This window comes from Gemmatimonadota bacterium (genome assembly GCA_009835325.1).
Lineage (GTDB): Bacteria > JAAXHH01 > JAAXHH01 > JAAXHH01 > JAAXHH01 > JAAXHH01.
Map to the genome: position 1 here is coordinate 1 of VXWP01000054.1, position 11731 is coordinate 11731.

Genomic DNA, 11731 nt, shown 5'->3' on the forward strand with positions numbered 1-11731 from the left:
GTAGAATGGAATGGTTTAAAGAATGGGCGAAACCTGCCGTGGTTATTGTAGCGATTGGACTCATTGCGAACTGCCAAAACCATCGTTTTGATGCCATCGATAGTCGGTTGAAAACAATAGACGACAGAACGTTTGAAATGAACACACGCCTTTCTCGTATCGAAGGGAATTTAGGTATTACTGTTAACGTTCCAAACAACGAAACCCTAACAACCGGTATAGTAAAATAGTCGTATTCCACATTAGTAATTTACTTAACAAAACGCTCCGGTGCGATTACAGCCGGAACGTTTATTACACTAAACCCCCGGTCCATCTAACCGGGGGTTTTTGAATCCGGTAGATTGACACCGAGAATCCTAAAGGAGAATCACCCCATGTCCAGTGACGCCCGGACCGTTCGCGTATTCGTCGGCACCTACACCCAGACCACCAGCAAGGGCATCTATGTCTACGACGTAGATACCGCCACCGGCGTCATGGAATACGTCAGCCACGTGGGCGGCATCACGAATCCGTCCTTTCTGGTCCTGACGCCGGACGCCCGCTTCCTCTACGCCGTGGGCGAGACGGGCGATCCCCACGGCGGCGTCTTCGCCTATGCCGTGGACGGGTCCGGCACGCTCACGCCACTGAACAACCAGTCGTCCGGGGGCGCCGGACCGTGCTCCATCGACGTGCACCGAAGCGGCAAGGCCGTGCTCGCGGCCAACTACGGCGGCGGGTCCGTGTCCTCCTTTCCCGTGAATGACGACGGCTCCCTGGGCGAGGCCGCGTCGGTGATCCAGCACATCGGCTCGAGCGTCGACCAGAGCCGCCAGCAGGAACCTCACGCCCACATGATCCGCCACGACCTGGACTACAACTTCGTCTTCTCTCCGGATCTCGGGACCGACAAGGTGATGATCTACGCCCTCGATCCAGACACGGCCGTGCTGACACCCCATGGGGAGGCGTCGGTGCCGCCCGGCTCGGGGCCGCGGCACATCGAGTTCCATCCCAACCGGAAGTTTGCCTACGTCATCAACGAGATGGGCAACACGATCACGGCCTTCGCCTACGACGGGTCGGCCGGCACGCTCACCGCGATCGAAACAGTGACGACGCTGCCCGACGGCTACGACGAGGTGAGCCACACGGCGGACATCCACATCACCGACGACGGCCGGTACCTGTACGGCTCCAACCGGGGCCACGACAGCCTGGCCATGTACGCCGTCGACGGGGATTCGGGCCGCCTGACGCTGCTCGGGATCGTGCCCACGGGCGGCGAGAATCCGAGGAACTTCGGGATCGATCCGACCGGCAGCTTCGTCCTCTGCGGCAACCAGAGCTCGGATACGGTCACCTACCACCGCCTCGACCCGGACACGGGCCTGCTCCATCTCTCGGGCGTCGTGGCCGAAATCCCCATGGCGGTGTGCCTGAAGATGGTCGTGTTGGACTGACATCTCTCCATGTGCGCGAAACGTCGAAACGCCGAGTCCGGGGCGCCGGATTCCGCCGGTCATGATCCCGCTCGGCCGGACACTGCACGTCAAGACCAGGCCTGGCGTGACTTCGTCGACCGTTCGCGGCGTGAGTCATTGCCCTTCGAGGAACACCTGGCGGCCTACCGGCGCATCTTCGAAAGCCGCCGCCCGGAGGACGGACCGCCCGCGGTATGGACGCCTGACGAAGAGACCGTGCGCCGGTCGAATCTGCAGGCGAGCATGGTGGCCGTGGGTATCGACCGCTACGCCGATTTCCATGCCTGGTCCGTCCGTGATCCCACCGCCTTCTGGACCCACACCCTCGAGCGGCTCGGCATCGTATTCACGAGACCACCAGACGCCATCCTCGATCTGGATGGCGGTGTCCGCGATCCACGATGGCTTCCGGGCGCGGAACTCAACATCGTCGACAGCTGCTTCACGACCGATCCCGGCCGTCCCGCGGTCGTCACGCCCGGACTGCAGGACTCGCAAGGCACTGACGTCCCGGACGCCCCCGCTGACCAGTCGCTCCGCACGACGACCTACGGCGAACTCGAACGCCTCGTCAACCGCGCCGCCAACGGCCTGCGCGACCGGGGCCTGGCGCCCGGACAGGCCATCGCGCTCTACATGCCCCTGAACCTGGAATGCGTGGTCGCCTATCTGGCCATCATCCGCGCGGGTTCCCGGGTCGTCTCCATCGCCGACAGCTTCCCGCCGACGGAGATTCGGCGCCGCATGGCCATCGCCGGCGCGAGCTGCGCGGTCACCATGGACCGTTACGTTCACGCGGGCAAAGTACTTCCACACTACGCCACGGTCGTCGAGGCGGGCGCGTCCACGGTCATTGTCGTGCCATCGGGCGGAGACGGCCGGTCAGGCGATGACACCAGGTCGAACGGCGACGCCCTCCAACTCCGCCCCGGCGACATCGCCTGGACCGAACTCCTGGCCGCCGCCGACACCTTCGAATCCGTGACCGGTGATCCCTATCGCACGTCCAACGTCCTGTTCTCTTCGGGGACCACCGGCGAACCGAAGGCCATACCATGGAACCACCTGACGCCCATCAAGAGCGCCATGGACGGGTTCTACCACCAGGACATTCACGGCGACGACGTGACTACCTGGCCGACCAATATCGGCTGGATGATGGGGCCGTGGCTCATCTACGCCACGCTTGTAAACGGCGCATGTATGGCCCTGTATTCGGGTGCGGCCAATACGCCCGAATACCTGCGTTTCGTACGGCGTGCCGGGGTAACCATGCAGGGCGTCATCCCGTCGCTGGTGCGGACCTGGCGGCGTGGCGGCATGGCAGAAGGGCGGCACCGCAGCATGGCCGAAGGCATCGACTGGCCGTCCGTTCGCGTGTTCAGTTCCACGGGCGAGCCCGCCAGCCGGTCCGACTACCTTTGGCTCATGAGCCGGGCCGGATACCGGGCGCCCGTGATCGAATACCTCGGCGGCACCGAGATCGGGGGCGGCCACTTGGCCTGCACGGTCCTCCAGCCCTGCTCGCCCGCGGCATTCAGCACTGCGAACCTGGGCGTGGATTTCGTCATTCTGGACGTAAAGGGGGCAGAGGTTGAGGAGGGGAATACCGGCGAGCTTTTCCTGATACCGCCCGCCCTGGGCATGTCGCAGCGGCTGCTCAACGGAGACCACGACGAAGTCTACTACGAAGGCTGTCCGCCAGGTCCCCGGGGCGAGGTCCTGCGCAGGCACGGGGACCACACACAACGGCTTCACAGCGGCTACTACCGGGCCCAGGGACGGGCCGACGACAGGATGAACCTGGGCGGCATCATGGTCAGCCCGCTGGAGCTGGAACGGATCATTGACGGACACCCCGCCGTCTACGAGAGCGCGGCCGTGGCGATGCAGCCCGAGGGGGAAGGCACGGAAAGGCTGGTGGTCTTCATTGTACCTGAGGATGGGAGCGGTGCCGCCGGTTCTCGGGCGGCCGGTAATCGGACCGCCGACCCCGACCTCGAGACGCTAATAACGGAACTCCAGGCCATGGTCTCCTCCGGGCTGAACCCGTTGTTCAAAATCGATCGTGTCGTCGTAGTGGACGAACTCCCCCATACCGCTTCGGGCAAGCTCGTCCGCCGCATACTGAGAGACCGGATGAGGCCCGGCAGTTAGGTACTTGTCGCTCCGCACACTACAACGTGATTGCACCAGTCTGGTACGCCGGTGCGATAAAAAAAACGGGCCAGGGAGACCCAATCCCTGACCCGTTTGATGTATAGCGGATGTGGAATCACGATCATTCCGGCACGACTACTCTTATGGGAAGGTCGTTATATGATCTGGCCTTTTCTACCTTCTCTTCCCAACCTGGACTGTAGTAGTGTAGACAACCGCCGGATCTGTCACTCGACAGGGTCAGATAAACCTCTGTATCGCCGTTCTTCATCCAGGTTATCCGGCCCGATGTTTCGCTTGCCGGGTCGCCATATCTGACGTCCAATTCATCAATAAGCATCTGGGTACGGTCAGGGTTCATCGTTTCATCGAACCAGTAATGTCCGGCGTACAACTCATCCCCTGCAAAGTCGTATTCCACGACGATCGTATCCTGTTCCCCGTTGGCGAATTCGAACACGTCAGAAGTAAATCCATGTTCAAGTGCGGACAAGCCGCTGCCTTCCGCCACCTCGAATCTGATCTCGCCGGGTTCGTTTTCCGTCACCTTCGACTTGGAGTCGTTCCAGACGTTCCAACGGAAATCATACACTTCATAGAGTGGTTCGTCACTCGTCTGGTGGGCGGTAAGACGTACCCGTTCAGTAGGGATTTCAACCGTAGCAACAGGTGAATGCTCACCGGAACATCCGTATATCAAAACCACGAATACTAAAACAAGAAAACGCATGTTTCTTCCTTTCTATTGAGCAGTAGAAGATGACGGTCCGATACGTAGATGACCGAATTAAAAAAGGGTAAGGGAGCTGTATCCCTCACCCGCTTCCAAATACGAAACGCAAATCTACTTCATACACTTAACTATTGCAACATGAAACTACTTCGATGGCATTTAGTCGTTATCTTTGTGCACCGCGGGAGCATCGACGAGAGGCATCTATTCGTCAACGCACGAACTCCCAGAAATACCCGCCGAAACCCCCATCATTTGACCCTTCGTACTGAAACTCACAAACAATCACATTGTTAACTTTATTTATCATTCTAATATCACAAAAACGCGTGTTTTCTACTTCATTAGATGCACATATCCGGTAATTTAAGGGGGGTGTTTTCTAATCTTCATTACGCTGGTTCCCTTCCTGTGGTCGGAGGATACGGACAGATCGATACTGGCCGAATTCTCGGGGTTGTCGGAAGACCATGAAAACAACCGGGACTCGATTTCCAGATCAGCGGAGGAATCCCGGACCCCGCCGACTGGGCGTGAAGGAAAGGATCGGAAGTGCTATGATACACGTACGCAGGTTTTTCTATGGTCTGATCGCCGTCGTCCTGGTCACACCCGCCGAACCGCAGGAGGTCTCTCCTTATGATTACGAGGTTCCCGTGAGCGATGCCAGTTTCCTGGGCATCGGGGGCCGTTTTTCCTATCAAGGCAATGGCAGCGACATCCGGCGCAACAATGGACAAGCCTCGCTGTCGTACAATCGTTTCTACCATTCCCTGCCGTTCGAGTGGGACCTTGAATTCCAGGGTTCAGGACGGATAGAAAGGACCAGTGAGGACAAGCAGGAAGGTTCCTATGATTTCGAGTTCCACCCAGGGATCAGGAAGTATCTAAATCCACTGGGTAATGTATTCTACTCCGGCGAACTCAGCATCGACAGAGGGGAAAACTACGATCGGCCGCACATAGTCGTTACACCGGGCCTGGGGTATGGTCGCTTTATACACGTCACGCCCCTTGCCCGCGCGGTGCGCATCGAGGAATTTCTGCTGGAGGAAGGACTGATCGAGGGGCCCCTTTCGAAAGAGACGCTGGTTGCGCTCGCACAGGTGATCAATCGCGAAAGCGAGTACAGGACCACTTACGGCCCCCGGTACCGGGTCAGGTGGTTGGAGGCGATGGAAGAGGTTATCGCCGAGTCAGGCAGGTTCGTTCATGGCGGATTGGGCGGTGTCGGCACGGTGCGTATCTATGAAGTGCTCTATCAAGAACGGGTGAACCAGCGGTTTATCGGCTGGTGGGTGCGCACCGGAGTAGAATACCAGGCATTGACCCCCTTCGAACACATTTCACGCGGGGATCCGGGAATGTCCCTGCGACTTCGTTACTCAAGGCCCATAGGCTGGAGATCCCAGTTTGGCATCGACGCCGAGTACACTTCGCCCGTCACCGGCGACTTCGGTTACGACGTCTTCAATGTTGAAGTTTCGCTTAACTACCTGTATGAGGTGACGAACCGCATAGACTTTACAGTCAGCAACATCACAACCGTCAATCGTCGCGATCCAAGGTTTAAGACCGTTTTCATTGAGAGATTGCAGTCGGGATTCCTCTTCTACATCGAGAACCAGATCCTCTTCAAGATCGGCACAGACTTCCACAAGGTGCGTGGCCGCGAAATCGGGCATGGGCTGAGCATGTCCATCGAGTACCGCCTGCATTGAGGCAGGCTACATGGAAACCGGTAGTCATTTCGGAATAGTACTCCATACTCACTCCCGCCCCTGCATCATTGCCCTGACTTCCCCTTCCACGCGGCCAAGCCTTTTGTTTATGTCGTGCATGTCCGCCTTGACCGACTTGAATTCCTCCTGCACTTCAATCCTGAACAACTGCATTTCCGCCCTGACCGACCTGAATTCATCTTGCATTTCAGCTCTGAACGACCGCATCTCCTCCCTGGCCGACCTGAATTCCTCCTGCATTTCGATGCGCAGTTCACTGGTGGATTGCCCCATCCAGGTGATGACGGCGATGACAAGAATACCGACGGCAACCAGCGCCTGGACGAATACGATCAACTTTTGATACATTCGTTCCCCGCTTTCGTTACGCATTCATGATTTACTACTTTTGAAGACATTGGGCCGCATCCGTCTCGTTGCATCCGGCTCGTTGCATCCGGTTTGTCGCATCCGGTTTGTCGCATCCCATTCAACCTCTCATAATCGTAACTGTCGGAGCCCATTCCGAAATCCTTGGACTTTTTGTGTTTTTGTGAGGTTCCGCTTGTCGAGGTTCCGCACGGGTTACCCGCACACAGAAGCCTCTTTTTTACTCGATAGGAACACTAAATGGGATTTGCTTAAAACGCTGCGTCCGCTTTTAATTGACCTATGGCTCTTTAATGTCGTTCTAAGTTGGATTGGACGCTGACGTCTCAGGAAAATAAGCGCGTTCATAAATGCAACCCAGGCAACCCTGGCACCCCAGGGACGCCTGGCCACACCGAACCCGAAAGGCACCCCCCATGACCCCCAGGCGCGTCGCCATCGTCGCGGGCGGACGGACGCCCTTCATCAAGTCGGGCAAGGCCTTCGCCGAAATCGATTCCCTGGCCATGGCCGTCCACGCCACGCGCGGCATGCTGAACCGGAGCGGGATCGACCCGGAGCTGATCGAATCCGTCGTCTTCGGGACGATGACGCCCGACCCGCTGAAGCCCAACCTGGCCCGGGAGCTCGTCTTCGAGGCGGGGCTGCCGATCCAGGCCGAGGCCCATACCGTGGCCTCCTACTGCATCACCGGGCTGCGGGCGGTCACGGTAGTCGCCGACGCCATCGCCGGGGGCCGCATCGACGTGGGTCTGGCCGGCGGGGTCGATTCGCTGACGCGCGCTTCCATGGACCTCTTCCGCGAGCCGTCCACGGGCCTGACCATGGGCGAGCACATGGAACTGACCTGCAAGGAATGGGACATCCCGCGCGAGCGGCAGGACGAGGTGGCCCTGGCCAGCCACCGCAACGCCGTGGCCGCGCGCGAGAAGCTGGCCGGGGAGATCCACCCGCTGCTGGGGGAGGAGGCCGACTCCGGACCGCGGGCCGACACGTCGCTCGAGGCCCTGGCCGCGCTGAAGCCCGTCTTCGATCCGGAGCACGGCACGCTCACGGCGGGCAACTCGTCGCCCGTGACGGACGGCGCTGCGGCGGTGCTGCTGATGAGCGAGGAGAAAGCGGCCGAGTGCGGCCTGCAGCCGCAGGCGTACATCGGGGGCATGGCCTATGCCGCCCACGACCCCTCGGAGGGGCTGCTCATGGCGCCGGCCATCTCGGTGCCCCGGCTCCTGGCCAGCCGGAACCTGTCCATGGCCGACATGGACCTGGTCGAGATCCACGAGGCCTTCGCGGCCCAGGCCCTGGCCAGCGCAGCCGCGTGGGAAAGAGGCTGGAAAGGCGCGCCGACGGGCGAAGTCGATTGGACCCGCGTGAACGTCAACGGCAGCTCCATCGCCGTGGGCCATCCCTGGGCGGCCACGGGCACGCGCATCCTCACGACCCTGGCCAACGAGATGCAGCGGCGCGACGCCCGCTACGGTCTGGTCAGCATCTGCGCCGCGGGCGCCATGGCGGGCGCGTTCCTGCTGGAGCGGTAGGGGGCCGGCTTTGTGCGGGGGCCGGCCTTCTGACGAGCCTAGCCGCGGGAGGGGTCCAGCCGTGGGTGGCTCTACCGGAAGGTTGCCGCGTAGCTGGGTCAAATCACCTGAACAATCTTACAACAATGGCCACGACGCCTATCAGTGTAGGGATTCCCAGGGTAAGAATGACTGTGAGTATGTAGGCTTTGGTAGGTACATGTTTCAACGTCTCTTCAATCTTCACCACAGAATCTCTGAGATCATCTACTTTCTCTGCAGTGTTGTTCGTGGACACCTCCAGCCGGTCAAGCCTGAAATCCCTGAGTCGATTCCCATTACCGCTTCCCCTGCTCGAACCGCTGCCTTCTCCAGCGGGTTCGCCTGTTAACTCGCGTTTGGGTAAAGTCATAGGAACACCTCTCTACTCAAGCAACGACTTGATCAGCGGAACGACGACGCACGCCAACACGAACCCGAGTGTCCACTTGATTAGTTTGATGTCGCTCTGCATCAGCTCGATGTCGTTTTGCATGGTGGACAGTTTCCGCTCGAAGTCCGCGATTTCTTCGGCGGCTTCGCTGGCGGCTGCTTCAGGAGTACCGGCGGCTACGAGTGCGGCATAAGTCTTGGAAAGCATGACAGGCATGATCTATCCTTTTCCGACTACGAGTCATCTTTCTATGCGCAGGTACGCTGCACGCGTCCTGCCCGGCCCTTAATAGAAATGGTCGGAAGCCGGGAAGCGTTTCTCGTATGGATGTTATCTTTTTTACTTAGGGAGAGATAAAAGGATTAAAGGAGCGCTGGACAGAATATAGGAAAGAGGGACTAACTAAAATGCGCTGGCCAGACTGGAGAAAAGAGGGGCCGCCACCCACCTCAGCACCCGCCGGATCAGAAGAAGTTGCTCTGCTCATCGCCCCCACCGCTCCGCCGCTGCTGCTCGAGCTTCACGTCCGGATGGGCGATCAGGTTGATCCGGAAGTAGAACCCCTTGTTGATGCCGTTGGGCACCCAGCGGAAGGTGAACTCCCAGCAGTGCAGCGGCCGGTACAGGTCCAGGCTGTGGGAGACGATCTTCTTACGCTTGTAGTCGTAGTTGATCGAGTGCTGCACGCGCCACTTGTCGGTGAAGCGGTTGAACGGGCGGAGCAGTGCCGAGAATTCGTTCAGGGCGAATCGGTTCGTGGCCCGGACCTCGTGGGCGCTGGTGGTGAATCTGTCTTCTGAATCGGAATCGGGATCGGGAACGTTGCGCCGGATCGAGTAGCGGTGGGAGAGCCGGACCGTCCAGGGACCCTTGACCTGGGCAAACCGCTGGTTGAACCGGTCGTCGCCATAGCCGCCGTAGCCGCCGTAGCTGTCGCCGAGCCCGCTCGAACCGAACCCGCCGCCCGAAAAGCTGCTCCCGCCGAAGCTGCTCCCGCCGAAGCTGCCGCCGGAGTAATCGTCATACCCGCCGTATGCGCCGCCGAACTGATTGTCCCCGAATTCATCGTCCTGGTCCCTGCGCGGCCCCACGAGGTTGAGGGACGTGCTGAGCGTCATGCGGTCCAGCCGCGGCCGTCCGAACGCTTTGGTCTCGGGATCGTAGAAATCGTGGTTCATCGACAGGTTCACGTTGAACCGGCGGCTCGGGATGCGCACGGTGGTCCTCAGGTCCGCGAACTTCTCGTCCTCGGCCTGGAAATCGTAGGAAGTCGACGATTTGACGTAGACCAGGTTGTACTTCTTCTCGCGGCCCTCGTGTTCGGTCCTGGCCTGCAGGATGTTGTTCAAGGAGAAGCGCATCGTCTTCCGGACGCGCGACCCCCCCTTGCCCCCGGACTGGGAGAAGTTGATGTCGGGCGTCACCACGTGCCGTATGGCGTTCAGCCGGCCGATCTTCGGCTGGAAGAGCCCGTAGAGCGTCGTGTTGACCGACATGCCCACCGTGTGGTCTTCCTTCTGTTCCCAGTTACCCTCTTCTTCCGGGTCGGTATCCTGCTCCCAGGTCCGGGTATACCGGGCCTGCGGACGGATCTTCAGCCAGTCCCCGAGCTTCTGCGGCGCGCTCAGGTTGAAGGCGTTGGCGAAGGTCCGGAGGGCTGCGTGTGTGTAGTGATAACGGATGTCCGGGCCCGGATGGTCCGTGTCCCGGTCGCCCCGTATGTTCTTCCGGCGGTTCCGCAGCGTGTTGTTGAACCCGAACATGATGGAGTGGAACCAGCGTTTCTCGATCTCCGTGCGGGGCCGGCTGAAGTCCGGCATGCTGCCCCGCCGCGTCTGCCTGCGGGGCGGCTTGAAGATCGCCTTCGTGCCGAAGCGGAACCTGAGCGTGGTGTTGGGCCGGCTCGGACGGCCGGTCGTGCTGGACGTGGACGTGCTCAGGTTGAGGCTGTTACGGCCGAATTTCTTGTCGATCGCGAAGGTGGAACGCGTTGTGGACCGCAACTGTCCGGGGTCCGTCCCCCGCGTCGTCGAATGCAGGTACCGAAGCGACTGGGCGAAGTTGCCCTGCCCGCGGATCGTCAGGCCCGGGATCACTTCCTGACGGTGCCGGGCGTTCACGTCCCATCCCGACGTCGTCCCTTCGAAACCTCTCCGCCACGAGCCCTGCACAGAGCCCCTGAGCCGGCGGTCCTGCCGGTACTGAAACTGCTGTCTCAGCAGGAACCCGGTGTTTGCCTCGATGTCCGCGGTGGTCTTCATGTCGAAGTATTCGTTCGGTGCCCAGTAGTAGCCCAGGTTGCGCAGGTACCGGCCTTCCTCCACGCCGCTGCCGTAGTTCGGCACCGTGAACCCGGACTGCCGGCCCTGCTTCACTGAGAATACATATACCGGCAGATAGATCACCGGGATGCCCAGGATGTAGCCCGTCATGTTCCGGACCACCGCCTTGTCATCCGGAGCGACCTTCGCCTCGCCCATTTTAAGATAGTAGTGCAGGTGGTTCGGATTATCGCAGGTGGTGTAGGAACCGTTGTGGATCTCGAAGGTCCGGTCGGCGTTGAGCGTGATGAGGTCGCCGTCGAAGAACCCCTGGTCGTACTGGGTGCGGCCCTTCCAGATCTGCCCCTCGCCGGTATTCATGTCGTACTGCATGCGGTCCCCGACCACGACGTTCGTCTCGTCCTGCAAGCGGGGATAGGTATTGGTCTCGGGATCGATGTCCGGCGCGGGGGGCAGGAAGTCCGCGGTCAGCAGATTGGAGGAGGTGTTGAACAGGAGCCGGCCGGCCGTCAGTTCGACGTCGCCGTACGTCAGCTCGGCGCTCCCGATAAGCGCCATCGTGGTATCGGCGAATATGTACTCGATGCGGTCCGCATTGTAGTCCAACGCAGGCAGGCCGGTCGTATCGGCCTCGGCGCCTGCCCCGCTCCCCCTGCCGCCGGAAGGGAACTGCGCGAGGGCCGTCCCGGGGAGGCAGAGGAGCAGCAAGCAGAGCAGAAGACGGGTTGGCAGCGAGTGCGTCACACGAAACGTCAGCCAGTGTGGAAGGAACCCCATCTCACCAGTCAGTCCACTGTAAACTTGACTTCTTTTGCAAATAATGTAAATAATATGCCTCGATTTAACAGAATTGTATTGACCCGCTCGCGCGTACGATCTATATACTTGGTGCCGGCTGGTTCCTTATGCATCGGTCCGTAATCTAAGGATAAAGGGTATCCGGCGAAAGCGTTTCGTCTCCTGCATAGGAATCGCAGGATGCATCCCGGTCGAAGTACAGGTAGTAAGTACGGGTAAGCGGGAAGT

At 60.0% G+C, this 11731-nt stretch carries 9 protein-coding genes; 4 read left to right on the forward strand and 5 right to left on the reverse strand.

All coding sequences use genetic code 11. From position 1 onward, the window contains the following. Positions 1-377: 377 nt before the first annotated feature. Both F4Z81_06865 and F4Z81_06870 read left to right on the forward strand, forming a co-directional pair. Positions 378-1448, forward strand: coding sequence for a lactonase family protein (locus F4Z81_06865; GenBank protein ID MXW04775.1), 1071 nt, complete (start codon positions 378-380; stop codon positions 1446-1448). Between the two features lie 9 nt (positions 1449-1457). After that, a complete protein-coding gene (locus F4Z81_06870) occupies positions 1458-3626 on the forward strand; it encodes an AMP-binding protein (GenBank protein MXW04776.1) in 2169 nt (722 codons plus the stop codon). Positions 3627-3750: 124 nt separating this feature from the next. Here the strand turns inward: F4Z81_06870 and F4Z81_06875 are convergent, their stop codons facing one another. Further along, positions 3751-4359 carry a hypothetical protein gene (locus tag F4Z81_06875; GenBank protein ID MXW04777.1) on the reverse strand — a complete coding sequence of 203 codons (609 nt, stop codon included), beginning with the start codon at positions 4357-4359 and terminating at the stop codon, positions 3751-3753. Between the two features lie 536 nt (positions 4360-4895). Here F4Z81_06875 and F4Z81_06880 point away from each other — a divergent pair. Continuing rightward, a complete protein-coding gene (locus F4Z81_06880) occupies positions 4896-6083 on the forward strand; it encodes a hypothetical protein (GenBank protein MXW04778.1) in 1188 nt (395 codons plus the stop codon). 48 nt (positions 6084-6131) lie between these two features. On the opposite strand, the gene F4Z81_06885 is transcribed toward F4Z81_06880, so the two are convergent. Further along, the gene (locus F4Z81_06885) at positions 6132-6452 is read right to left on the reverse strand and encodes a hypothetical protein (GenBank protein ID MXW04779.1); all 321 of its coding nucleotides are present in this window, start codon (positions 6450-6452) and stop codon (positions 6132-6134) included. A 371-nt stretch (positions 6453-6823) separates the two neighbouring features. On the opposite strand from F4Z81_06885, the gene F4Z81_06890 reads away from it, so the two are divergent. Continuing rightward, positions 6824-8011 (forward strand): thiolase family protein, encoded by a 1188-nt coding sequence (locus F4Z81_06890; GenBank protein ID MXW04780.1) that lies wholly within the window; start codon positions 6824-6826, stop codon positions 8009-8011. Between the two features lie 103 nt (positions 8012-8114). Here F4Z81_06890 and F4Z81_06895 read toward each other — a convergent pair whose 3' ends face one another. The 3 genes from F4Z81_06895 to F4Z81_06905 form a co-directional block, all read right to left on the reverse strand. Next, positions 8115-8402, reverse strand: coding sequence for a hypothetical protein (locus tag F4Z81_06895; GenBank protein MXW04781.1), 288 nt, complete (start codon positions 8400-8402; stop codon positions 8115-8117). A 12-nt stretch (positions 8403-8414) separates the two neighbouring features. Further along, positions 8415-8639, reverse strand: coding sequence for a hypothetical protein (locus F4Z81_06900; GenBank protein ID MXW04782.1), 225 nt, complete (start codon positions 8637-8639; stop codon positions 8415-8417). Between the two features lie 248 nt (positions 8640-8887). Continuing rightward, complete coding sequence (locus tag F4Z81_06905) at positions 8888-11482, reverse strand: LPS-assembly protein LptD (GenBank protein MXW04783.1); 2595 nt, start codon at positions 11480-11482, stop codon at positions 8888-8890. Positions 11483-11731 lie beyond the last annotated feature (249 nt).

Excerpts from the sequence above, each read along its gene's own strand:
- F4Z81_06870 (MXW04776.1), top strand. The coding sequence starts at position 1,458 with ATGTGCGCGAAACGTCGAAACGCCGAGTCCGGGGCGCCGGATTCCGCC.
- F4Z81_06905 (MXW04783.1), bottom strand. The coding sequence starts at position 11,482 with ATGGGGTTCCTTCCACACTGGCTGACGTTTCGTGTGACGCACTCGCTG.
- F4Z81_06890 (MXW04780.1), top strand. The coding sequence starts at position 6,824 with ATGCAACCCAGGCAACCCTGGCACCCCAGGGACGCCTGGCCACACCGA.
- F4Z81_06865 (MXW04775.1), top strand. The coding sequence starts at position 378 with ATGTCCAGTGACGCCCGGACCGTTCGCGTATTCGTCGGCACCTACACC.
- F4Z81_06875 (MXW04777.1), bottom strand. The coding sequence starts at position 4,359 with ATGCGTTTTCTTGTTTTAGTATTCGTGGTTTTGATATACGGATGTTCC.
- F4Z81_06885 (MXW04779.1), bottom strand. The coding sequence starts at position 6,452 with ATGTATCAAAAGTTGATCGTATTCGTCCAGGCGCTGGTTGCCGTCGGT.
- F4Z81_06895 (MXW04781.1), bottom strand. The coding sequence starts at position 8,402 with ATGACTTTACCCAAACGCGAGTTAACAGGCGAACCCGCTGGAGAAGGC.
- F4Z81_06900 (MXW04782.1), bottom strand. The coding sequence starts at position 8,639 with ATGCCTGTCATGCTTTCCAAGACTTATGCCGCACTCGTAGCCGCCGGT.